The sequence below is a fragment of the Bradyrhizobium sp. DOA9 genome (genome assembly GCF_000617845.2).
Taxonomy (GTDB): Bacteria; Pseudomonadota; Alphaproteobacteria; order Rhizobiales; family Xanthobacteraceae; genus Bradyrhizobium.
Genome location: NZ_DF820425.1, coordinates 3,129,755 through 3,151,091 on the forward strand (window position 1 = coordinate 3,129,755; position 21,337 = coordinate 3,151,091).

The following is a 21,337-nucleotide window of genomic DNA, read 5'->3' on the forward strand; positions in this document are numbered from 1 at the left end:
CGCCGCGCCGGGCGCATATCTCCAGCATGGAGCGCAACGTCATCTTCAAATGCCCCCGCACGGGCATGAACGTGCAGCACTGGCTTCCCGGCACAGCCTCCGAGGCCGCGGACACGCACGTCCCGGTCCGTTGTCCCGCTTGCGCTGCGCTGCACTTCGTCAATGTCGCCAGCGGCAAGACGTTGGGCGAGGGCATCGGTCGGCCTCTCGCGACGTCTCAGACCCAGCCGCCATCGACGATGTAATGCTGGGCGGTGCAGGCGGAGGCCTCGTCGGAGGCGAGGAAGATTGTGAACTTCGCAACCTCGTCCGGCATGAGCCTGCGCTTCAGGCATTGTCGCTGCTGCAGCTCGATCTCGCCGGCCGGCGTCATCCATTTCTCGAGCTGCCGCTCGGTCATGATCCAGCCCGGCGCGATCGCATTGACGCGGATGTTGTAGGGTCCGTAGTCGCGCGCCAGCGAGCGCGTCAGTCCGATCACGCCAGACTTGCTGGCGGTGTAGGCGGCCATGCCGCCTTGTCCTGCGATCCAGGACACCGAGCCGAAATTGACGATGGCGCCGGCATTGGCCGCCTTCATGTCCGGCAACACCGCCTGCGATGCGAAGAACTGGTGCTTCAGGTTCACCGCGATGCGGTCGTCCCAGTATTCCGGCGTCATCTCCTCGGTGTTGTGCCGCTCGTCATGCGCGGCGTTGTTGATCAGGATGTTGATCGGACCATGCGCCTGGCGTGCCGCGACGACGCCGGCACGCAGCGCGCCGATGTCGGTGAGATCGACATGCTGGAAATGAGCTGCCAATCCCTGCTCGGACAGCTCACGCGCCAGGCGCTGTCCCTCGTCGATCTTGATGTCGAAGAACACGACCTTGGATTTCTGCTCCGCAAAGCGCCGCACGATCGCAGCGCCGATGCCGGCTGCGCCACCGGTGACGAGCACGACCTTGCCGGCGAGGTCGGAATAGATCGCAGCCATGGGCACCTCGTTTGTCACGGCCGGCGCGGTGGGCCGCGTCGACTCTTTCGCAAACCTTAGCCATTCCGTTGGTGAGGTGCATAGATCAGATTTTGTGTTGCGCACCTCAAAAATTGAGGGCAGGATTGCTTCAAAGAATAAAAGTCGATCGGGAGGATGTCATGAGATTGCTCGGGAAACTGGGACTCGCCGCTGTCGCATGGCTGCTTTGGACCAGTTCCGCGTCAGCCGACACCACGGTCAAATGGCTGCACATCGAGGTCAACCCGGCCCAGGTGAAGATCTGGGAGGAGGTCGCACGCAGCTATGAGGCGTCGCATCCCGGTGTGAAGGTCGAGATGCAGTTCCTCGAGAACGAGGCCTACAAGGCCAAGCTGCCGACCATCCTGCAATCGAAGGATCGGCCGCACATCATCTATAGCTGGGCCGGCGGAGTGCTGAAGACCCAGATCGAGGCCGGCGTGCTGGCAGACATCACCGAGTCCGTGAAGAGCGGCGGCTACAGCGACACGATCGCACCGGCGGCGCTCGCGGCTTTCACCAGCAACGGCAAGGTTTATGGCCTGCCGACCGCGCTCTCGCAGGTCGGCTTCCTCTACAACAAGGATTTGATGGCCAAGGGCAATGTCGATGCAAGCAAGATCAAGACATGGGATGATCTGCTCGGCGCGGTGAAATCGCTGAAGGCCGCGGGCGTGACGCCGATTGTGGTCGGCGGTGCTGACAAATGGCCGCTGCATTTCTACTGGACGCATCTCGCCGTGCGCATCGGCGGCAAGCCGGCCTTCGATGCAGCGTTGAAGGGTGAGAATGGCGGCTTCACTGGGGAGACCTTCCAGAAATCCGGTGAGCTGTTCAAGCAGCTGGTCGATCTGCAGCCGTTCCAGAACGGCTTCCTCGGCTTCAAGAACCCGCAGGCCGTCGGCTATTTCGGTGACGGCAAGGCCGCGATGATCCTGGCCATCTCGTCCTTCTATCACACCCAGCGCGCACTTGCCGCCGACAAGGTCGGTCTCGGCGACGACAAGCTTGGCTGGTTCGACTTTCCGGTCGTGCCCGGCGGCAAGGGCGAGCCGTCGGACACGCTCGGCGGCATCACCGGCTGGTTGATCACCAAGGGCGCGCCCAAGGAAGCCACCGACTTCCTGAAATTCTTCATCTCCAAGGACGTGCAGGCGCGGCTTGCTGCCGGCAACTTCATCGTTCCCGTCGTCAAGGGCGGCGAGGCCGGCCTGAGCAGCGCCTTCATGAAGCAGATCGCGGCCAATCTGGCGAAGTCCAATTATCACCAGAACTTCTATGACCAGAGCCTCGGCCCCTCGGTCGGCCGCGTCGTCAACGACGTCACGGCGGAGATCGCCGGCGGCAGCATGAGCCCGCAGGACGCGGCGAAAGCGATCGAAGCGGCGTGGAAGCAGGGTAACTGACGGTGGCGCGACGGATCGCGATCACCTCGCCGATCGGCGTTGCCGGCGAGGCGGCCCCTCAGGTCGCGGTTCGTGGCCCAGGCTGGGACGGACGCTTCACGGTCCTGATCCTGTTCCTGCCGCCGGCGCTGCTGCTGTTCACGCTGTTCGTGGTGCTGCCGATCGGCGAGGCCGCGTGGTATTCGGCCTTCAACTGGAACGGCTTCGGCAGGCCGACCAACTGGATCGGCTTCGACAATTACCGCTTCGTGCTGGAGACGCGGGCCTTCTGGCTCGCGCTGCGCAACAACGCCCTGATCATCGCCGTCTCGCTCGCGATCCAGCTGCCGCTGGCGCTCACGCTGGCGTTGATGCTGGCCGAAAAATTTCGCGGCGCCGTGGCGCTGCGCATGCTGTTCTTCCTGCCCTATATCCTCGCCGAGATCGCGACCGGGCTGATCTTCAGCTTCGTCTATGACGGCGATTTCGGCCTCGTCGCTTCGATCTGGCGCACGTTCGGCGCCGAGCCTCCGCATCTGCTCGCCTCGACCGACACGGCGATGCTGGCGGTGCTGATCGTGGTGGTCTGGAAGTATTTCGGCTTCCACATGATGCTGTTCATCGCCGCACTGCAAAGCCTCGACAAGAACCTGGTCGAAGCCGCCCGGATCGACGGCGCGACGCGGACGCAGACGCTGCGCCACGTCGTGATCCCCTTGCTCTATCCGACCATCCGCCTGTCGGTGTTCTTCGCCATCATCGGCTCGCTGCAGCTGTTCGATCTCGTCATGCCGCTGACGCGCGGCGGGCCGGCCGATTCGTCGAACACGATGGTGAGCTTTCTCTACAACAACGGCATCTCGCGCATGCGGGTCGGCTATGGCAGCGCCATCGGCGTCATCCTGTTCGCGATCTGCGTGACCTTTGCCTTCACCTACAAGCGATGGTTCATGCGCGATGAGTAGTGCCGGTGCCAGACCCGCATTCGATCCCGCCGTGCTGTTCAAGGCGCTGTTCCTCGGCCTGGTCGCGATCTTCGTCCTGGTGCCGCTGCTCGCGACCCTGCTCGGCGGCTTCAAGTCGCTCGGCGAGCTCCGCGTCAACCCGTTCGGGCTGCCCCGGCAGTGGGAATGGCAGAACTACGCCGACATCCTGTTCTCGGCGCGCTACTGGCAGCTGCTGCGTAACTCGCTCGTCATCTCGACGCTGGCGGTGGCGCTGACCCTGATCACGGCTTCGATGGCCGCCTTCACCTTCGCCCATGTCAGGTTCTTCGGCTCATCGATGCTGCTCAGCTATCTGACGCTGGGCCTGCTGTTTCCCGCTGCGACCGCCGTGCTGCCTCTGTTCATCAAGGTGCGGGATCTCGGCCTGCTCGACACTTATTTCGGCGTCGCGCTGCCACAGGTGGCGTTCAGCCTCGCCATGAGCGTGCTGCTGCTACGCCGCTTCTTCAAGGACATTCCCTACGAGCTGCTCGAGGCCGCGCTGGTCGACGGCTGCAGCTACATCAAGTTCTTTCGCTACGTGACGCTGCCACTGTCGCGGCCGATCCTGGCGACCGTCGGCACCATCACCTTCGTCAACAGCTGGAACGCCTATCTGTTGCCGCTGGTGATGCTGAACACCGATGCGCTGTATCCCTGGCCGCTCGGCATCATGGTCTACCAGGGCGAATACTCGTCCGAATGGCACCTGATCCTGGCCTTCATCACGCTCACCATCCTGCCCACGATCATCCTGTTCCTGCTGGCGCAGAAGCACATCGTGGCCGGCCTCACCGCAGGTGCGGTCAAGGGATGAGCCGTAGTCTGAGGAGATAACATGAGAAAAGTAGGCATCGGAATCATAGGCTGCGGGGTGATCAGCACCGCCTATCTCAAGGCGGCGCAGCGCTTCCCCGTCATGGAGGTCAGGGCGCTCGCCGACATGCGCAGCGAGGTTGCCGAGCGTCAGGGCGCGGCCTTCGGCTTGCCGGGAATGCGGGTCGACCAATTGCTGAAGCGCGACGACGTCGAAATCGTCGTCAATCTCACGGTGCCGCTCGCCCACACCGACGTCAGCCTCGCGGTGCTGAACGCCGGCAAGCACGTTCATTCGGAGAAGCCGCTCGGCATCAATGTCACCGAGGCGCGCAAGGTCATGGAGCTTGCCGCGCAGAAGAACCTGCGCGTCGGTTGCGCGCCCGACACGTTCCTCGGCGGCGGCCATCAGACCGCGCGCAAGCTGATCGACGACGGCGCGATCGGAAAACCCGTCGCGGGCAGCGCCTTCTTCGGCTGCCCCGGCCACGAGCGCTGGCATCCGGCACCCGGCTTCTATTACCTGCGCGGCGGCGGGCCGATGCTCGACATGGGGCCGTATTACATCACCGATCTCGTGCAATTGCTCGGCCCGGTCGCCAGCGTGATGGGCTCGACCGCGCGTCCGAGGAACGAGCGCGTGGTCACCAGCCAGCCGATGAACGGCGCACTGATTCCGGTCGAGGTCGCGACCCATGTCGCGGGAACGCTGGAGTTCGAGAGCGGCGCCGTCGTGTCGATCACGATGAGCTTCGACGTGCCGAAACATCGCCACGCGCCGATCGAGATCTACGGCGACAAGGGCAGCATGCTGGTGCCGGATCCAAATCGCTTCGGCGGTGAGGTGCAGGTGGCGAAGACCGGCGGCGAATGGGAGGCGATGCCGCTGACGCACGGCCATTTCGAGGGCGAGTTCCGCTCCATCGGCGTTGCCGACATGGCGTCCGCCATCCTGAACGACCGGCCGCATCGCGCCAGCGGCGCGCTCGCCTTCCACGTGCTGGAGGTGATGGAGGCGTTCCAGACCTCGGCCGACGAGGGCCGCCGCGTCAAGATCGAGAGCCGCGTCGAGCGGCCGGCGATGCTGCCGGCCGGACGTGAAACCGGACAGATCGATTGAGGGAATGACCATGCGCAAGGCAATGATTGTATGGGGTGGCTGGCCGGGACACGATCCCGATCTCTGCGCGTCGATGATCCGTGGCTGGCTGAAGGCGGAAGGTTTTGACGTCCGGATCGAAACCACGACCGAGGCATTCGGCGATCCCAAAATCCATGATCTGTCGTTGATCATCCCGATCTACACGATGTCGAAGATCGAAAAAGCGGAAGCGCTCAACCTCTGCGATGCGGTGCGCAGCGGCGTCGGGCTCGCCGGCCATCATGGCGGCATGTGCGATGCCTTCCGCGAATCGGTCGAGTACCAATTCCTGTGCGGCGGGCAGTGGGTCGCCCATCCCGGCAACATCATCGACTACAAGGTCGACTTGACGAAGCCGGACGATCCGATCATGACGGGTCTGAAGAGCTTCGAGCATCGGTCCGAGCAGTATTACATGCATGTCGATCCCGCCATCGAGGTCCTGGCAACGACGACTTTCACCGGTGAGCACGCGCCCTGGATCGAGGGCGTGGTGATGCCCGTGGTGTGGAAGAAGCGCTATGGCGCGGGGAGGGTGTTCTATTCCTCGCTGGGCCACCGCGCCTACGAGCTCGACGTGCCGGAGATCCGGACGTTGATGACCCGCGGCATGCTGTGGGCCGCGCGCGAATGACTGACAGCGCGACCCAGCCGGTGCTTCGGGCCACGCTCGAGGACGTCGCGCGCGCGGCGGGCGTTTCGCTCGCCACCGTCGATCGCGTCGTCAACCGGCGCGAGGGTGTCCGCGCCAAGACCGTCGCGCGCGTCGAGGCCGCCGTGGCAAAGCTCGGCTATCGCGCCGATCTTGCCGCGGCGCGGCTCGCCCGCGGGCAGACGTTCCGGTTTGCCTTCGTGCTGCCGACGGGCAGCAACAGCTTCATGACCAATCTCAGCGAGCAGGTGGCGCGCACCGCGGGCTGGCTCGCCGGCCATCGCGGCTTCATCGACATCCACCATGTCGACGTGTTCGATCCCGACGTCCTTGCGGGTGCGCTGGAGAACCTCTCGCCGGCCTATCAGGGCGTCGCCGTCATCGCGCTCGATCATCCCCGGGTTCGCGCCGCGATCGACGAGCTCGTCGCGCGCGGGGTTGCGGTGGTGACCCTGGTGTCGGACGCGCCGAGTTCGTCCCGGGTGCATTATGTCGGGATCGACAATCCGGCCGCGGGCCGCACCGCCGCCACGCTGATGGGGCGCTTCCTCGCCGGGCGCGAGGGCACCGTCGCCGTGATTGCGGGATCGTTGTCGCTGCGCGATCACACCGAACGGCAGTTCGGCTTCCACCAGATCCTGTCGAGCGAGTATGCGAACCTCTCCACGCTCCCGGTCATCGAGGGCCGCGACGACAGCGACCGCACGCGGGACCTCACGGCCGCGCTGCTCGCCCGCCATGCCGACCTCCGCGGCATCTATTGCTGCGGCGCCGGAAACCGCGGCATCGCCGATGCGCTCGAAGCTTCGGGCCGCGCGCGCGAGGTGGTCTGGATCACCCATGAACTGACCGAGCACACCAGGCGCTTCCTGGTGCGCGGCACGCTCGATGCCGTCATCAACCAGGATGCCGGCCACGAGGCGCGGTCTGCGGCGCGAGTCCTGCTCGCGCATTGTTCGGGCGAGCCGATCAGCCCCGACCAGGAGCGCATCCGCATCGACATCTTCCTGCGGGACAATCTGCCGTAGCGCGCGATGGGATCAGGTTTGATCGCTAAGTGCGCTCCCTCTCCCGCTTGCTGGAGAGGTTGCACCGAGCCCGTGGCGATCGATCAACCTAAAGCCATTCCGCTTTGGCGCAACCGCGCGCAACCGTGGCGTGAGGATTACCCCTCGTACTGGTCCGGCCCCATTGCCCAGGACGCTTCGTCGTGGCCGAAGGCGTAATTGCGGTTGTTGAGCGCCGGATTGCGGTTGACCATCGGCCGCATGAACATCGGATGGGTCGCCGAGCGCACCTCGTGCTCGACCGTGAACAGCTTCTTGCCGCTGTCGAGGTCGACGATGTCGCAGAACCGGTACTGGTATTGATTGTCCTCGCGGGAGATCAGCTTGCGCGCAAGCAGCTTGCGGTAGGGGCCGGAGAAGTCGGTAATGTACATCTGCACGTGGTGGCCGTCATAGTCGCCCGGCGGTCGTTCGGTCTCGCGAAACAACAGATGCTGGTTGCGGCCGGTCTTCACCGCGGCCACAGCGGCCTCGCCGTTCTGCAAGCTCGCGGGCATGCCCATGACTTCAGGGTAGAAGGCGCAGATGCCGGCCGCCGATCCCATGGGCACGTCGAACTCGACATAGGGAATGCCGAGCGCGATGCGGCCGAACCGCGCGGCGTCGGGCTCGTAGCAGCGCACGCGGTTGCCCCAGGGGCAAACCGCTTCGACATGGTCATTGTGCTCCGCGAATGCGAACGCCGTGCCCTCGAGCTTCTTCGCGACCGACCCGAGCCGTGCCAGCAGCGCCTCGCGGCCTTCGATGACGAGGCCGATGTGTCCGCGCAGCACCTGCGGCCGGCCGCTCGGCAGATGAAACTGGCTCCGCCCGGCGTTGATCCACATGTTGGTGTCCGACACCATCAGGTAGGGATCGCGGGTGAGCCCGAGCCCGGCGACGTAGAACAGCGTGGCGAGGCGCTGGTCCGGGACCTGGATGTTGACGTGCTCGAAATGGATGGCGTTGCCGAGATCTTCTGCGGACCGATCGAATTGTTGCGGCATGGGTGTGCGCTTCTCGCTGGGGGACGAACGCGTACATCTTAACGCATAGTTTCCGGCCGTCGAATTTTTCCGCCAGTCATGTCTTGCCGGCGCGGACGACATGCCGATTGCCGTCTCGCCAGCCGCCGCTGCTGCCGCGGAGGCGCCCTGCGACAATTTTTTTCTGCTGTGACCCTTGAACGGAATTCGACCCGATCCTAGGTCGTTTGCCGCCCGGGGGCCGGTTCCGGACCCGGATTTTGGACATCGCTGAACCTACCCAAGGAGGATGTGCATGCATTTCCGCCCGTTGCACGACCGTGTGCTCGTGCGCCGCATCGATGCCGAGGAGAAGACCGCCGGCGGCATCATCATTCCCGACACCGCCAAGGAGAAGCCGCAGCAGGGCGAGATCATCGCCGTGGGACCGGGCGGGCGAAACGAGCAGGGCCAGCTCGTGCCGCTCGACGTCAAGGTCGGCGACCGGGTGCTGTTCGGCAAATGGTCGGGCACCGAGGTCAAGATCGACGGCGAGGAGCTGTTGATCATGAAGGAAAGCGATCTTCTCGGCGTGGCCGAGCAGGTCGGCACGCTGAAGAAGGCGGCGTAACGCTGAGAGTCATCGAACGGAAAGGAGTTGAGCAACATGGCTGCCAAGGACGTGAAATTCGCGACCGAGGCCCGCGAGCGCATGCTGCGGGGCGTCGACACACTGGCGAATGCGGTGAAGGTTACGCTCGGTCCAAAGGGACGCAACGTCGTCATCGAGAAATCGTTCGGCGCTCCGCGCATCACCAAGGACGGCGTCACCGTCGCCAAGGAGATCGAGCTGGAGGACAAGTTCGAGAACATGGGCGCGCAGATGGTGCGCGAGGTCGCCTCGAAGACCAATGATCTCGCCGGCGACGGCACCACCACGGCGACCGTCCTGGCGCAGGCCATCGTCAAGGAAGGCGCCAAGTCCGTCGCCGCCGGCATGAATCCGATGGACCTCAAGCGCGGCATCGACCTTGCCGTGGATGCGATCGTCGCCGACCTTAAATCCCACGCCAAGAAGATCACCTCCAACGACGAGATCGCCCAGGTCGGCACCATCTCCGCCAACGGCGACACCGAGATCGGCCGCTTCCTGGCGGATGCGATGCAGAAGGTCGGCAACGAGGGCGTGATCACCGTTGAGGAAGCCAAGAGCCTGCACACCGAGCTCGAAGTGGTCGAGGGCATGCAGTTCGATCGCGGCTACATCTCGCCCTATTTCGTCACCAATGCCGAGAAGATGCGGGTCGAGCTCGAGGATCCCTATGTGCTGATCCACGAGAAGAAGCTGTCGGGCCTGCAGACCATGCTGCCGCTGCTCGAGCAGGTCGTGCAATCCGGCAAGCCGCTCCTGATCATCGCGGAGGAGGTCGAGGGCGAGGCGCTGGCGACGCTGGTCGTCAACCGCCTGCGCGGCGGCCTGAAGGTTGCCGCCGTCAAGGCGCCGGGCTTCGGCGACCGCCGCAAGGCGATGCTGGAGGATATCGCGATCCTCACCGGCGGCACCGTGATCTCCGAAGATCTCGGCATCAAGCTCGAGAACGTCACCGTGAAGATGCTGGGCCGCGCCAAGAAAGTGGTGATCGAGAAGGAGAACACCACGATCGTCGACGGCGCCGGCGCCAAGAAGGACATCGAGGCGCGCAGTCAGCAGATCAGGACGCAGATCGAGGAAACCACCTCGGACTACGACCGCGAGAAGCTGCAGGAGCGCCTCGCCAAGCTTGCCGGCGGCGTCGCGGTGATCCGGGTCGGCGGCGCGACCGAGGTCGAGGTCAAGGAGCGCAAGGATCGCGTCGACGATGCCCTGCATGCGACACGGGCCGCAGTCGAGGAAGGCATCCTGCCGGGCGGCGGCGTGGCGCTGTTGCGCGCGCTCAAGGCGCTCGACGACGTCAAGACCGCCAATCCCGACCAGAAGGCGGGCGTCGACATCGTGCGCCGCGCCATCCAGGTGCCGGCACGGCAGATTGTGCAGAATGCAGGTGAGGACGGCTCCGTCGTCGTCGGCAAGCTGCTCGAGAACCAGACCTACGCCTGGGGCTTCAATGCCGCGACCGGCGAGTACCAGGACCTGGTCCAGGCCGGCGTGATCGATCCTGCCAAGGTGGTGCGTACCGCCTTGCAGGACGCGGCCTCGGTGGCCTCGCTGCTCATCACGACCGAAGCGCTGGTGGCCGACAAGCCGAAGAAGACCGAGGCGCCGAGCGCTCCCGCGATGGACTTCTAAGGACGTGCGAGCCCGGCCCACGGCCGGGCTCGTTTCTCATGATCGACTAAGTCTGTTTCGAAACGAAAGGAGGATGAAATGATCAAGGATCGTGCTTTCTCCGCTCGCGGGGAAACCACCCGGAAAACGTTGCGGCGCCTCGCCGCCTTGGCCTTCGGCGCCGGCCTCTCGCTGATGCCTTTTGCAGCCTTTGGCGCCGAAAGCGCCGGCTCTGCACCCAAGACGCCGGACACTTTCGAACGGCTCGCCTTGCCGCCGATCCCGTATCTCGACACGATGCCGTGGTCGAGCTGGGAACGAGGCGGCCCGACCATGAAGGTCGACACGTTGCTGCCGATCCTCGGGCCCTCCGGGATCCGGCTGGATCTCACGCCGCCTGACCGGAACAGGCCGGAGCCTGCCACCAGCTGATACGGAGGAGCGGCCGGCGAGGCCGCTCCTTCGTCCTTGCACCCATTCATCGCTCAGTCGAGGAGGATCATCAGATGAGAGGCATTGTCCTCGCCGTCGCATTGCTGGGAATGGTCAATGCGCTTCAGGCCAAAGAGGCCGATTCTCCGCGCGGCGAGGCGCGGAATTCGCTCGAGCCTGCCCGGCAGCTCGCGACCAGCTCCATTGGAGACTCTCGGCGCGATGCCGAGAAGTCCCGCCAGACCGAGCGCAAAAGCCGGGAGTTTTCGCCCGAACGTCTGATCCCGGATATCTGCAGAGGATGCTGATCGGCCTCGGCCGACCAGCATCTTCTCTCCTCCTCTAATGCGACGTCGCGAGGCGCGCCTCATCGAGATGCGCGCACATCTTCACCTTGATCCGCTGCAAGGCGCGCTGCTCGATCTGCCGGACCCGCTCGCGCGAGATGCCGAACTTGCCGGCGAGGGCGTCCAGCGTCTGGTGCGGCTCGTCGAAAAATCGCGCCTCGACGATGCTGCGCTCCCGTGTCGACAACGCCGCGAGTGCATCCGCGAGGGCGGCCTTGGTGCGTGCGCGATCGGTCGCTTCCAGCAGCAGGCTCTCCGGGTCCGGAGAGGGATCCACCAGCCGGTCCTGCCATTGGTCGCCTTCCGTCTCGACGCTGAGCGGCACGTTGAGTGAGATGTCGCCGCGCAGCCGGCCGTTCATCTCGACGACATCGGCTTCTCTCACGTCGAGATGGTTCGCGATATGTGTCAGCTGATCCGTGCGAAGATCGCCGTCCTCCGCTACGCCGAGCCTGTTCTTCAGCTTGCGCAGGTTGAAGAACAGCTTCTTCTGCGCCGCCGTGGTGCCCAGCTTGACGAGGGACCATGATCGCAGGATGTAGTCCTGAACCGATGCCTTGATCCACCAGGCGGCATAGGTCGCGAGCCGAAAGCCTTTCTCGGGATCGAACCGCTTCACGGCCAGCATCAGCCCGACATTGGCTTCCGAGATGAGGTCGGCGATGCCAAGGCCATAGCGGCGATATTGGAGTGCGATCTTGGCCGCGAGCCGCAGATGGCTCGTCACCAGCCGATAGGCGGCGTCGCGATCGCCGCAATCGCGCAATCGCCTGGCATATTCGGCTTCTTCCGACGCCTCGAGCAGCGGAAACCGGTGGATCTCCTTGAGATAACGAGATAGCCCGGCTTCCGAATGAAGAGCAGGAAGCGATGAGGCAACCAGCATCGCACCCTCCCTCAAGAGCATCGTTCGCGCCGGCCGGGGGCGCGTTGCCGGTTGATGGGACAATCCGGGTGAAGCGCCGAGAGCGGCGCGGTTCGAGCGCGGGCAGGTTTCATGTCCAAATCCTCGATAGAGCAAGATGGTTGAACCACCGCGAGCCTGATCCGCTGAGCCCGATCATGGCACCCAGACGCCTCAGGCCGGTGGACGCCACTAGAATTTTGAAATGGCCGGAATGTTCCAGCGTGAACGGCGCAATCGGCAATCGCGATTGCCGTATGCTTTCGCCGCTGCAGACAGGCTCTTGAAACGCGAAGCGTTCATTCCAATCTGGTCCACGCAGGCGCCGGTGAGGCTGCACGCAGGTTTGGTTCGTGGGATGGATGATTATCGTGATCTCGTGAGCGCGGCTCTTGCGCTGTTCTGCGCCGGCTTGATGTTGGTGGCCGGCCATCTCCTGATCGAATGGCACGCTGGAAGCATTGATCCCGGCACCGGGATCGAAGCGCCGAAGCGCGAAGGCGCGCCGCTCATCTCGAACGGTCCGCCACCGGACAGGCGGATGATCGAGCTTCCCGCCGAGATCAAGCGCAAGCGCGCTGCGTGAGAGAGCCCTAGATCGCCCGCAGCCCTTCCTTGGGCATCTCCCGGATCAGCGCATCGATGTCACTCTGCTCCAGCGTCTCCTTCTCGAGCAGCTTCTTTGCGGCGCGGTCCAGGATCGGCCGCCGGGTGGTCAGGATGCCCTGGGTGCGCTGGAAGACCTGGTCGACGATGGCTTTCACCTCGTGGTCGACGGCGGCGGCGGTCTCTTCGGCATAGTCGCGCTCGCGTGTCGGATAGGGGCGGTCAGGGCCGGCCAGGAAGTTGCCGGGATCGCGCTCATAGGCGACGCTGCCCAGACGCTCCGACATGCCGTAGCGCGTCACCATGCTGCGGGCGATGTCGGTGACGCGGCGTAGGTCGTCCGCCGCACCGGTCGACAAGTGCCCGAACACGATCAGTTCCGCGGCGCGGCCGCCGAGCAGCACCGCCATCTTGTTCTCCAGCTCCTCCTTGGTCATCAGGAACCGGTCCTCGATCGGCCGCTGGATGGTGTAGCCGAGCGCGCCGACGCCGCGCGGGATGATCGAGACCTTGTGCACGGGGTCGGTCCCCGGCAGCGACAGCGCGACGAGGGCGTGCCCCATCTCATGATAGGCGACGATCTCGCGCTCCCTCGGGTTGAGCAGGCGATTGCGTTTCTCCAGGCCCGCGATCATGCGCTCGACCGCATTGTTGAAATCGCTCATGGTCACGGCTTCGGCCCCGCGTCGCGTCGCCAGCAGCGCGGCTTCGTTGACGAGATTGGCGAGGTCGGCGCCGGTGAAACCAGGGGTGAGCGCGGCAACGGCGTCTGCGTCGACATTCTCGGCGAGGCGCACCTTCTTCATGTGCACCTTGAGGATCTCGATGCGGCCCTTCTTGTCGGGCCGGTCGACCAGCACCTGGCGGTCGAAGCGGCCGGCGCGGAGCAGGGCGGGATCGAGGATCTCGGGCCGGTTGGTGGCGGCGAGGATGACGAGGCCCGAGCGCGAATCGAAGCCGTCGAGCTCGACGAGCAGCTGGTTGAGCGTCTGCTCCTTCTCGTCATGGCCGCCGGCGAACGGACCGATGCCGCGGGCACGGCCGAGCGCGTCGAGCTCGTCGATGAAGATGATGGCGGGCGCCTTGTCGTGCGCCTGCTGGAACAGGTCTCGCACCCGCGCCGCGCCGACGCCGACGAACATCTCGACGAACTCCGAGCCGGAGATCGAGAAGAACGGCACTTTCGCTTCGCCCGCCACGGCCTTGGCCAGCAAGGTCTTGCCTGTGCCCGGCGGCCCGACCAGCAGCACGCCTTTCGGCATGCGGCCGCCGAGGCGGCCATAATCGGTCGGGTTCTTCAGGAAATCGACGACCTCGCGCAGCTCGTCCTTGGCCTCGTCCACACCCGCGACGTCGGCAAAAGTGACGCCGGTGTTGGATTCGACGTAGACCTTGGCCTTGCTCTTGCCGATCGCCATCAGCCCGCCGCCGATCCCGCCTCCTTCGGCCATGCGGCGGCCGATGTACCACCAGACGCCGAAGAACAGCAGCACCGGCATGACCCACGACAGCAGGTCGCGCAGAAACGTGCTCTCGATCTGCCCGGTGAAGCGCACGTTGTGCTTCTCGAGCTCCTGGGCGACGTCCTGGTCGACGCGCGTGGTGACGAACTGCTTCTGGCCGCCGGGCAGCGGCTCCTTCAACGTGCCCTGCAAGGTGCGGTCGGAGATGCCGACCGCCTCGACTTTCCCTTGCCGCAGCAATTGCTGATATTCGCTGTAGGGGATCACGGCGATCTGGTGCGCCGCCGAGATCAGATACTGAATCAGGAAGACCGCGAAGATCGCGGCAATGGCATATCCGAGATTGAAACGGGTGTTCTTGTTCATGCGGAGACCAGATCCGATCGTGTTACGCGGGCCGGGCTGACGTCGAGGCGCATCTTGGCGCGCTCGCTCGGGCCCGGTGCGCGTCCGGACCTGCATCGCCTCGACAAAACTTCTCCTGGTGCCATCGGTTCCAGCCGTCCCGAACGCGCGTCGGGTGAGGGGCGCCTCGCACGCGGCGCGCCGTGCTCAGACGATCGAGGTGCCAGCAGCGAGAAGGCCCGGCTGCAGGCCGGGCCTTTGCTTGGGTGCGCCAGGCATGGCGCGGAGCGCCGTGACTGGCGCGATTTGACCGGAGTGGTGTCCGGTCGATGACTTGGAGGTGAAAGTCCTCTACGGACCCAGGTGATGGGAACCGTTAGCCGAACAGCAAGGGCGTCGTCGCGAGGCGGGGTCTGAAGGAAGCTGTAAGCAAAGTGCCGGCCTGACGAACAGCCAGCGCATAGGAGGCGTCCGCGTCCGGGCGAGGGAGCCCAAACTCTCGAAGCCCGATATCACCCGGAGGGTGCGGCCGTAGATGCGACAGGTATATGGCACGAAGGTCACGCGACTGACCCTGGGAGGTCTGTCATCCTGCCCCCCGGGAACGGGTGTGCTACCGGCGCCGCAAGACGTCGGGATGGGGCGGCAGAAGTCAGCAGAGGCCGTAGTAGCTGGCAGCACCAAGCCGGCGAAGGGCCGAACGTCGAGTACCGGAGGAGGCCGGTCTGTCGATGATGATAGCAGATGCAGACGATGGCGCTGAGATGCGTCATGCCCGCTCCGAGGGCAGCGGCCGGAAGCCGCCAGAGCAGGAGATGGGTGCATCAAACATCACGGCAAGATCGCAACTTCCCTCCGGAGGTGGAAGTGCGGTTGATGGAGAAGATTGTCAGCCGTGCGAACATGATGGCGGCCTACCAACGGGTGATGGCGAACAAGGGCGCCGCGGGCATTGATCGGATGACCGTGGAGCAGTTGCAGCCGCACCTGAAGGATCATTGGCCGCGCATCAGAGAAGAACTGCTGGAAGGCCGCTACCGGCCGCAGCCGGTGCGCGGGGTGGAAATCCCCAAGCCCGGCGGAGGAATGCGCCAACTGGGCATCCCGACGGTGGTGGACCGGCTGATCCAGCAGGCGATGCATCAGGTGCTGATGCCGCTGTTCGATCCAGGCTTCTCCAAAGCCTCGTACGGCTTCCGTCCGGGGCGCAGCGCGCACGATGCGGTGCTTGCCGCGCGAGCGCATGTGGCCGCAGGCCGACGCTTCGTCGTCGACCTCGATCTGGAGAAGTTCTTCGACCGGGTGAACCATGACGTGCTGATGGCACGGGTGGCGCGCCGGGTTGCAGACAGACGGGTGCTGCGGTTGATCCGCCGCTACCTGCAGGCTGGATTGATGACGGGCGGGGTCGCAACGGTACGGAGCGAGGGCACGCCGCAGGGCGGCCCCCTGTCACCGCTGTTGTCGAACATCCTGCTCGACGATCTGGACAAGGAACTCGAGCGACGAGGCCACGCCTTCTGCCGCTACGCCGACGACTGCAACATCTATGTGCGGACGCGGCGGGCCGGTGAGCGGGTGATGGCATCGATCACGCGATTCCTGACCGAGCGGCTGCGGCTCAAGGTCAACGAAGCGAAGAGCGCGGTTGATCGCCCCTGGGTGCGGACCTTCCTCGGCTACACCATGACCGCTCACAAGCAACCGCGCCTTCGGGTGGCGGCCAAAAGCGTGACGCGGCTGCGGAGCAAGCTGAAGATGACACTGCGCCAAGGGCGTGGACGAACACTGGCATCGACCGTCAAAACCCTGACCCCGATCCTGCGCGGCTGGTTACAATACTTCCGGCTGGCGCAGGCTAAAGGGGTGTTCGAGGAGCTCGACGGTTGGATGCGGCGCAAATTGCGCTGTGTCCTCTGGCGTCAGTGGAAACGACCACGGACACGCTGTAAACGCTTGATGCAACGCGGGCTCGATCCGGAGCGAGCATGGCGGTCGGCTTACAACGGCCACGGCCCTTGGTGGAATGCCGGGGCCAGCCACATGAACGACGCCTATCGCGCCGCCTTCTTCACCCAACTCGGTCTGCCGTCCCTCATCGGGCTGCACCGCCATCTCAATCGTGCTTGACGAACCGCCGTATACGGAACCGTACGTACGGTGGTGTGGGAGGGGGAAGCCGCAAGGCTTCCTCCTACCCGATGCTCACCAGGGATACCAGTAAGGATATGCCGCCGGATAATACCGGACGGTCCGATAATATCGGGGCCCGTAATAATATCGCGGCGGACCATAGACCGGCGCATAATAGACCGGAGATGCGGCCGCGGCAGCCAGCGCTCCGGTGAACAGGCCGAGCGCGACAGCCGGACCGATGCCCGGACCTCCCCAGTGATGATGATGGCCCCGCCAATGGGCCGAAGCCGGCGCAACCGTTCCGATGAGGAGCGTTGCTGCCGCGGCGATTGCAAGAGCAAGCTTTCTCATGTGACTTCCCTCGAGTGCACGCCCGCGCAAGCGGCGGGCCTTTCGATCCTTTGCATGAGTTCGTTTCGCCGGACACATGGCCCGGCAGCGTCTGAAGTTAGGATTGGAGAGGACGACTTCAAGTCTCGGCAAGCCCCTCGCGGAGCCGACGTTTGGTCGCAGTGCCCTAGCTCAATGCCTCCGAGAGCTTGTGCATCGCCCGGTCGAGCACCTTCGCCTCCTCGGGCGTCAGCACGCCGAGCAGCTCCGTCTCCCGCGCCAGCGCCAGCGGCACGATCTTGCGATAGAGCGCGCGGCCGGCCGGCGTCAGCGAGACGATCAGCTCGCGCCGGTCGTCGGGGTGGTGCTTGCGGCTCGCGATGCCGCGCGCCTGAAGTCCCTGGACGGCGCGGCTGACCTGCATCTTGTCGAGCGTCGTCGAGGGACCGATCTCCTTGGTCGCAATTTCCCGGCGTGCGCCGAGAATGGCAAGCACGCGCCATTCCTGCCGCGTCAGCGCAAAGCGCTCGGAATAGACCTCGGCAATGGCCAGCGACACCTGCTCGGCGAGGCGCGCAAGCCGGTACGGAAAATAGTGCTGCAGGTCGAGCTCGCGCCCATTCTGCGCCGTGACGCGCTCGGTCGCCTCCCTGCGCCGCACCTCACCCGAACGTCCCATCACGCCATGTCCGCCCCGCCGATCCACCCGGCAGATTTGTCCGCGCCGGTTGATCCGGATCAAATCCAGGAAATAGTAACATCTGATACCAATTTCGCAACCGAGAAGCCCAGGGAACGAAACACCATGAAGATCGAGAAGATCCATCACGTCGCCTATCGCTGCGTCGATGCCAAGGCCACCGTCGAGTTCTACAAGAAGGTCATGAACATGGATCTTCTCGGCGCCATCGCCGAGGACCGGGTGCCGTCGACCAAGGCGCCGGATCCCTACATGCACATCTTCCTCGATGCCGGCGGCGGCAACATCCTCGCCTTTTTCGAGCTGCCGAACTCCCCGCCGATGGGCCGCGATCCCAACACGCCCGATTGGACCCAGCACATCGCCTTCCAGGTCAAGGACCTCGCCGAGCTCGAAGAGGCCAAGGCGCGGGCCGAAGCCGCCGGCCTCGACGTCGTCGGCGTCACCGACCACACCATCTTCAAGTCGATCTATTTCCGCGATCCCAGCGGCCATCGCCTGGAGATCGCGGCCTGGACCGCGACGCCCGAGCAGATCGAGCGCATGAAATCGGTCGCGCACGAGATGGTCGAGGAATGGTCGCGCACCAAGCGCCCGCCGCGCCACACCGCCTGGATGCACGAGAAGGAGTTCGCGGACGCGCGTTGATCCCCGACCCGTGCATCAGGAAACGAACATGACCAGCTACATCTATCCGAAGTTCGGCTATCGGCGGTCCCGGGAGCAGGCCGATGGCATCGTGACGCGGCATCCAATCGTGGTGGTCGGCGCGGGCCCGATCGGCCTCACTGCGGCGCTCGACTGCGCGGCACGCGGCCAGCCGGTCGTGGTGCTCGACGACAACGACACCGTCTCGATCGGCTCGCGCGCGGTGTGCTACGCCAAGCGTCCGCTGGAGATCTGGGACCGTCTCGGTTGCGCCGCGCCCATGGTCGAGCGCGGCGTCAGCTGGAAGGTCGGCAAGGTGTTCTTCCGCGACCAGCTGTCCTACCAGTTCGATCTGCTGCCGGAAGCCGACCACCAATGGCCGGCCATGATCAATCTGCAGCAATATCATCTCGAGGAGATGCTGGTCGCCAAGTGCCGCGCCAATCCGCTGATCGAGCTGCGCTGGAAGCACCGCCTCATCAGCCTCAAGCAGGCCGCCGACCACGCGAGCCTGGCGGTGGAAACGCCCGACGGCATCTTCACCATGGAGGCGCAATGGGTGATCGCCTGTGACGGCGCCAATTCCGACGTGCGCAAGATGGTGGGCGCCGAATTCACGGGACAGTTCTTCCAGGACCGTTTCCTGATCGCCGACGTCGCCATGAAGGCGGATTTCCCGACCGAGCGCTGGTTCTGGTTCGATCCGCCGTTCCATCCCGGCCAGTCCGTGCTGCTGCACCGGCAGGCCGACAACATCTGGCGCATCGATTTCCAGCTCGGCTGGGACGCCGATCCCGAGCAGGAAAAGCGGCCGGAGCGGGTGATCCCGCGCATCCGCGCCATGCTCGGCGAGGACACCGAGTTCGCGCTGGAATGGGTCTCGATCTATCAGTTCGCCTGCCGGCGCATCGACAATTTCCGGCAAGGCAGGGTGCTGTTCGCCGGCGATGCCGCCCATCAGGTCTCGCCGTTCGGCGCCCGCGGCGCCAATACCGGCGTCCAGGACATCGACAATCTCGCCTGGAAGCTCGCGATGGTGCTGCGCGGCGAAGCCTCGGAAGCGTTGCTCGACAGCTATCACGAGGAGCGCGCCCATGCCGCGGACGACAACATCCTGAACTCGACGCGGGCCACCGATTTCATCACGCCAAAGACGAAGCCCAGCCGCTATTTCCGCGACGCGGTGCTGGAGCTCGCCCGGCATCACGGCTTTGCGCGGCCGCTGGTCAACAGCGGAAGGCTCTCGACGCCGACCCCCTATCTGACCTCGGCGCTCAACACGCCCGACGGCGACGCGGTGCCAGGGCCCATGCGGCCTGGCACGAATGCAGCCGATGCGCCGATCGCGGTGGATGGCAGGCCGTCCTGGTTCCTGCATTGTCTCGGCGATGGCTTCACAATCGTCGCCTTCGGCGAGGTGAGCGACAAGACCGAGATCCGGGTGGGTCCGTTCGCGGCCAAGCTGATCATCGTCGGCCGCGACATCGAGGATCCCACGGGTCTGCTCGCGCAGCGTTACGGTGCTTCGCCCGGGACCACGTATGTGTTCCGCCCCGATCAATATGTCGCGGCGCGCTGGAGCGGCTTCGACGAGGCGGAGATCACCGAGGCGGTGCTGCGCGCCGCCGGCCACGACACTGCCGACCGGACGGAGCTTGCGGCATGACGCTCAACCTGGCACCGAACATCACCGACCCCGACGACTTCTACGCCGAGCTGATCGACAGCCAGCGCGATCTCGATGAGGAGCAGGCGCTGCGCATGAACGCCCGGCTGATCCTCCTTCTCGCCAATCACATCGGCGACCGCAAGGTGCTCACCGAGGCGATCGGCTGCGCCCGCGCCGGCGGCTAGCGGCGTAAATTCCGCCTGACAGACAGAGGAGGTCGCGCGAAGGTCGCCGGCGGCAAAGCCCCATGCTTGCCGCGACCTTGCCGTGGCAGCCAGTCCCTGTAATCTCTCGGAAACAACAGGGAAGGGTGCGATGGGAGGAGTCCTGGAGGGCGTGCGCGTGCTCGATTTCGGGCGTTACATCGCCGGGCCCTATTGCGCCACATTGCTGGCCGAGTTCGGGGCCGAGGTCATCCGGGTCGAGAAGCGCGACGGCAGCGAGGATCGGTTCGTCGCGCCGGTGGGTGCAGGCGGCGAGGGCGCGCTGTTCCTCCAGGTCAATCGCAACAAGAAGAGCATCACGCTCGATCCGATGAAGGCCGAAGGCCAGGAGGTGATGCGCCGCCTGGTCGCGACCGCGGACGTCGTGGTCGCCAATCTGCCGCCGCAGACCCTGCGTGCGATGAAGCTCGATTACGACTCGCTGAAGGCGATCAAGCCGGACATCATCCTGACCACGGCGACCGCGTTCGGCGGGCCGGGCCCGTGGTCCGACCGCGTCGGTTTCGACGGCGTCGGCCAGGTGATGTCTGGTGCGGTCTACATGACGGGTGCGGGCGATCCGCCGTACCGGGCTGCGGTGAACTGGGTCGATTTCGGCACGGCGCTGCACTGCGCCTTCGGCACGCTCGCCGCGCTGATCGAGCGCGGCAAGTCCGGGCGCGGCCAAATCGTCGAAGGCGCGCTGCTCGCGACCGCTCTGTCCTTCACCAATGCCACGCTGATCGAGCAGGCCGTCATCGACGTCAACCGCGTGCCGACGGGCAATCTCGGCCAGACCGCGGCGCCCGCCGACATCTACCGCACCAGGGACGGCTGGGTGCTGTGCCAGGTTACGGGACATCCGCTGTTCAAGCGCTGGGCGCGGCTGATGGGCGAGGAGGATGTGTGGCTGAACGATCCGCGCTTTGCCGACGACATCAGCCGCGGCAACAACGGCCCGCTCATCAGCGAGCGGATGGCGCGCTGGTGCGCCGAACGCACCACGCAGGAGGCCGTCGACACGCTGGGCCAGGCGATGATCCCTACCGGCCCCGTGCTCTCACCGCAGCAGGCGCTGGATCATCCGCACGTCCGCACCGCCGGCTTCATGCAGGACGTCGACTATCCCGGCCTGCCGAAGCGGGCGCCGGTTGCCCGCGCCGCGGTGCGGCTGTCGGAAACGCCGGGCGAGATCGCGAGCCGCCCGCCGACGCTCGGCGAGCACACCGATCGCGTCCTCGCCGAGCTCGGCTATGATGCGGACGAGATCGCCGCGCTTCGGCAGAGCGGGGTCATCTAG

The 21,337-nt window shown here is 65.2% G+C and carries 22 protein-coding genes; 15 read left to right on the plus strand and 7 right to left on the minus strand.

The window, feature by feature from the left end:
• Positions 1 to 217: 217 nt before the first annotated feature.
• Complete coding sequence (locus BDOA9_RS14610; protein ID WP_025034686.1) at positions 218 to 976, minus strand: SDR family NAD(P)-dependent oxidoreductase; 759 nt, start codon at positions 974 to 976, stop codon at positions 218 to 220.
• Between the two features lie 161 nt (positions 977 to 1,137).
• Here BDOA9_RS14610 and BDOA9_RS14615 point away from each other — a divergent pair, with 161 nt between their 5' ends.
• From BDOA9_RS14615 to BDOA9_RS14640, 6 genes are read left to right on the plus strand one after another with little or no spacing between them, the layout of a single operon-like run.
• Positions 1,138 to 2,403: an extracellular solute-binding protein gene (locus tag BDOA9_RS14615; protein WP_025034687.1), complete on the plus strand. Its 1,266-nt coding sequence runs from the start codon at positions 1,138 to 1,140 to the stop codon at positions 2,401 to 2,403.
• Positions 2,404 to 2,405: 2 nt separating this feature from the next.
• Positions 2,406 to 3,347: a carbohydrate ABC transporter permease gene (locus BDOA9_RS14620; RefSeq protein ID WP_025034688.1), complete on the plus strand. Its 942-nt coding sequence runs from the start codon at positions 2,406 to 2,408 to the stop codon at positions 3,345 to 3,347.
• Positions 3,340 to 4,185 (plus strand): carbohydrate ABC transporter permease, encoded by an 846-nt coding sequence (locus tag BDOA9_RS14625; protein WP_025034689.1) that lies wholly within the window; start codon positions 3,340 to 3,342, stop codon positions 4,183 to 4,185. Before BDOA9_RS14620 ends, BDOA9_RS14625 begins: the two co-directional genes overlap by 8 nt.
• A 21-nt stretch (positions 4,186 to 4,206) precedes the next feature.
• Positions 4,207 to 5,304, plus strand: coding sequence for a Gfo/Idh/MocA family protein (locus BDOA9_RS14630; protein ID WP_025034690.1), 1,098 nt, complete (start codon positions 4,207 to 4,209; stop codon positions 5,302 to 5,304).
• 10 nt (positions 5,305 to 5,314) lie between these two features.
• Positions 5,315 to 5,959: a ThuA domain-containing protein gene (locus BDOA9_RS14635; RefSeq protein ID WP_025034691.1), complete on the plus strand. Its 645-nt coding sequence runs from the start codon at positions 5,315 to 5,317 to the stop codon at positions 5,957 to 5,959.
• Complete coding sequence (locus BDOA9_RS14640) at positions 5,956 to 7,005, plus strand: LacI family DNA-binding transcriptional regulator (protein WP_025034692.1); 1,050 nt, start codon at positions 5,956 to 5,958, stop codon at positions 7,003 to 7,005. Before BDOA9_RS14635 ends, BDOA9_RS14640 begins: the two co-directional genes overlap by 4 nt.
• 137 nt (positions 7,006 to 7,142) lie before the next feature.
• Here BDOA9_RS14640 and BDOA9_RS14645 read toward each other — a convergent pair whose 3' ends face one another.
• Complete coding sequence (locus BDOA9_RS14645; protein WP_025034693.1) at positions 7,143 to 8,030, minus strand: VOC family protein; 888 nt, start codon at positions 8,028 to 8,030, stop codon at positions 7,143 to 7,145.
• A 274-nt stretch (positions 8,031 to 8,304) separates the two neighbouring features.
• Here BDOA9_RS14645 and groES point away from each other — a divergent pair, with 274 nt between their 5' ends.
• The 3 genes from groES (at position 8,305) to BDOA9_RS14660 (ending at position 10,686) form a co-directional block, all read left to right on the plus strand.
• On the plus strand, positions 8,305 to 8,619 hold the full coding sequence (gene groES / locus BDOA9_RS14650) for a co-chaperone GroES (RefSeq protein WP_025034694.1): 315 nt from the start codon (positions 8,305 to 8,307) through the stop codon (positions 8,617 to 8,619).
• Between the two features lie 36 nt (positions 8,620 to 8,655).
• A complete protein-coding gene (gene groL / locus BDOA9_RS14655) occupies positions 8,656 to 10,275 on the plus strand; it encodes a chaperonin GroEL (RefSeq protein ID WP_025034695.1) in 1,620 nt (539 codons plus the stop codon).
• A gap of 78 nt (positions 10,276 to 10,353) precedes the next feature.
• Entirely contained in the window at positions 10,354 to 10,686 is a 333-nt protein-coding gene (locus tag BDOA9_RS14660; RefSeq protein ID WP_025034696.1) for a hypothetical protein, read from the plus strand.
• A 53-nt stretch (positions 10,687 to 10,739) separates the two neighbouring features.
• Here BDOA9_RS14660 and BDOA9_RS37910 read toward each other — a convergent pair whose 3' ends face one another.
• Both BDOA9_RS37910 and rpoH read right to left on the minus strand, forming a co-directional pair.
• Positions 10,740 to 11,015 carry a hypothetical protein gene (locus BDOA9_RS37910; protein WP_152033290.1) on the minus strand — a complete coding sequence of 92 codons (276 nt, stop codon included), beginning with the start codon at positions 11,013 to 11,015 and terminating at the stop codon, positions 10,740 to 10,742.
• A gap of 13 nt (positions 11,016 to 11,028) precedes the next feature.
• Positions 11,029 to 11,919: an RNA polymerase sigma factor RpoH gene (gene rpoH, locus BDOA9_RS14670; protein WP_025034698.1), complete on the minus strand. Its 891-nt coding sequence runs from the start codon at positions 11,917 to 11,919 to the stop codon at positions 11,029 to 11,031.
• Between the two features lie 223 nt (positions 11,920 to 12,142).
• Between rpoH and BDOA9_RS37915 the strand changes: the two genes are divergently transcribed.
• Positions 12,143 to 12,523 carry a hypothetical protein gene (locus BDOA9_RS37915; RefSeq protein WP_152033291.1) on the plus strand — a complete coding sequence of 127 codons (381 nt, stop codon included), beginning with the start codon at positions 12,143 to 12,145 and terminating at the stop codon, positions 12,521 to 12,523.
• A gap of 7 nt (positions 12,524 to 12,530) precedes the next feature.
• On the opposite strand, the gene ftsH is transcribed toward BDOA9_RS37915, so the two are convergent.
• Entirely contained in the window at positions 12,531 to 14,372 is a 1,842-nt protein-coding gene (gene ftsH, locus BDOA9_RS14680; RefSeq protein ID WP_025034700.1) for an ATP-dependent zinc metalloprotease FtsH, read from the minus strand.
• Between the two features lie 855 nt (positions 14,373 to 15,227).
• Between ftsH and ltrA the strand changes: the two genes are divergently transcribed.
• Positions 15,228 to 16,481 (plus strand): group II intron reverse transcriptase/maturase, encoded by a 1,254-nt coding sequence (gene ltrA, locus BDOA9_RS14685; protein ID WP_082847823.1) that lies wholly within the window; start codon positions 15,228 to 15,230, stop codon positions 16,479 to 16,481.
• Positions 16,482 to 16,556: 75 nt separating this feature from the next.
• Here ltrA and BDOA9_RS14690 read toward each other — a convergent pair whose 3' ends face one another.
• Positions 16,557 to 16,838, minus strand: a complete 282-nt coding sequence (locus tag BDOA9_RS14690; RefSeq protein WP_025034701.1) for a hypothetical protein — start codon at positions 16,836 to 16,838, stop codon at positions 16,557 to 16,559.
• Between the two features lie 166 nt (positions 16,839 to 17,004).
• A complete protein-coding gene (locus BDOA9_RS14695) occupies positions 17,005 to 17,496 on the minus strand; it encodes a MarR family winged helix-turn-helix transcriptional regulator (RefSeq protein WP_025034702.1) in 492 nt (163 codons plus the stop codon).
• Positions 17,497 to 17,622: 126 nt separating this feature from the next.
• On the opposite strand from BDOA9_RS14695, the gene BDOA9_RS14700 reads away from it, so the two are divergent.
• The 4 genes from BDOA9_RS14700 (at position 17,623) to BDOA9_RS14715 (ending at position 21,337) form a co-directional block, all read left to right on the plus strand.
• Positions 17,623 to 18,165, plus strand: a complete 543-nt coding sequence (locus BDOA9_RS14700) for a VOC family protein (RefSeq protein WP_025034703.1) — start codon at positions 17,623 to 17,625, stop codon at positions 18,163 to 18,165.
• Between the two features lie 28 nt (positions 18,166 to 18,193).
• Positions 18,194 to 19,831: an FAD-dependent oxidoreductase gene (locus tag BDOA9_RS14705; protein ID WP_025034704.1), complete on the plus strand. Its 1,638-nt coding sequence runs from the start codon at positions 18,194 to 18,196 to the stop codon at positions 19,829 to 19,831.
• Positions 19,828 to 20,019 carry a DUF2783 domain-containing protein gene (locus BDOA9_RS14710; protein WP_025034705.1) on the plus strand — a complete coding sequence of 64 codons (192 nt, stop codon included), beginning with the start codon at positions 19,828 to 19,830 and terminating at the stop codon, positions 20,017 to 20,019. Before BDOA9_RS14705 ends, BDOA9_RS14710 begins: the two co-directional genes overlap by 4 nt.
• Positions 20,020 to 20,149: 130 nt before the next feature.
• On the plus strand, positions 20,150 to 21,337 hold the full coding sequence (locus BDOA9_RS14715; protein WP_025034706.1) for a CaiB/BaiF CoA transferase family protein: 1,188 nt from the start codon (positions 20,150 to 20,152) through the stop codon (positions 21,335 to 21,337).

Excerpts from the sequence above, each read along its gene's own strand:
- ltrA (WP_082847823.1), top strand. The coding sequence starts at position 15,228 with ATGGAGAAGATTGTCAGCCGTGCGAACATGATGGCGGCCTACCAACGG.
- BDOA9_RS14710 (WP_025034705.1), top strand. The coding sequence starts at position 19,828 with ATGACGCTCAACCTGGCACCGAACATCACCGACCCCGACGACTTCTAC.
- BDOA9_RS14635 (WP_025034691.1), top strand. The coding sequence starts at position 5,315 with ATGCGCAAGGCAATGATTGTATGGGGTGGCTGGCCGGGACACGATCCC.
- BDOA9_RS14695 (WP_025034702.1), bottom strand. The coding sequence starts at position 17,496 with ATGGGACGTTCGGGTGAGGTGCGGCGCAGGGAGGCGACCGAGCGCGTC.
- BDOA9_RS14660 (WP_025034696.1), top strand. The coding sequence starts at position 10,354 with ATGATCAAGGATCGTGCTTTCTCCGCTCGCGGGGAAACCACCCGGAAA.
- BDOA9_RS14700 (WP_025034703.1), top strand. The coding sequence starts at position 17,623 with ATGAAGATCGAGAAGATCCATCACGTCGCCTATCGCTGCGTCGATGCC.
- BDOA9_RS37910 (WP_152033290.1), bottom strand. The coding sequence starts at position 11,015 with ATGCTGGTCGGCCGAGGCCGATCAGCATCCTCTGCAGATATCCGGGAT.
- BDOA9_RS14645 (WP_025034693.1), bottom strand. The coding sequence starts at position 8,030 with ATGCCGCAACAATTCGATCGGTCCGCAGAAGATCTCGGCAACGCCATC.
- BDOA9_RS14615 (WP_025034687.1), top strand. The coding sequence starts at position 1,138 with ATGAGATTGCTCGGGAAACTGGGACTCGCCGCTGTCGCATGGCTGCTT.
- BDOA9_RS14625 (WP_025034689.1), top strand. The coding sequence starts at position 3,340 with ATGAGTAGTGCCGGTGCCAGACCCGCATTCGATCCCGCCGTGCTGTTC.
- groES (WP_025034694.1), top strand. The coding sequence starts at position 8,305 with ATGCATTTCCGCCCGTTGCACGACCGTGTGCTCGTGCGCCGCATCGAT.
- ftsH (WP_025034700.1), bottom strand. The coding sequence starts at position 14,372 with ATGAACAAGAACACCCGTTTCAATCTCGGATATGCCATTGCCGCGATC.
- BDOA9_RS14630 (WP_025034690.1), top strand. The coding sequence starts at position 4,207 with ATGAGAAAAGTAGGCATCGGAATCATAGGCTGCGGGGTGATCAGCACC.
- BDOA9_RS14715 (WP_025034706.1), top strand. The coding sequence starts at position 20,150 with ATGGGAGGAGTCCTGGAGGGCGTGCGCGTGCTCGATTTCGGGCGTTAC.
- groL (WP_025034695.1), top strand. The coding sequence starts at position 8,656 with ATGGCTGCCAAGGACGTGAAATTCGCGACCGAGGCCCGCGAGCGCATG.
- BDOA9_RS14640 (WP_025034692.1), top strand. The coding sequence starts at position 5,956 with ATGACTGACAGCGCGACCCAGCCGGTGCTTCGGGCCACGCTCGAGGAC.
- BDOA9_RS14690 (WP_025034701.1), bottom strand. The coding sequence starts at position 16,838 with ATGAGAAAGCTTGCTCTTGCAATCGCCGCGGCAGCAACGCTCCTCATC.
- rpoH (WP_025034698.1), bottom strand. The coding sequence starts at position 11,919 with ATGCTGGTTGCCTCATCGCTTCCTGCTCTTCATTCGGAAGCCGGGCTA.
- BDOA9_RS14705 (WP_025034704.1), top strand. The coding sequence starts at position 18,194 with ATGACCAGCTACATCTATCCGAAGTTCGGCTATCGGCGGTCCCGGGAG.
- BDOA9_RS14610 (WP_025034686.1), bottom strand. The coding sequence starts at position 976 with ATGGCTGCGATCTATTCCGACCTCGCCGGCAAGGTCGTGCTCGTCACC.
- BDOA9_RS37915 (WP_152033291.1), top strand. The coding sequence starts at position 12,143 with ATGGCCGGAATGTTCCAGCGTGAACGGCGCAATCGGCAATCGCGATTG.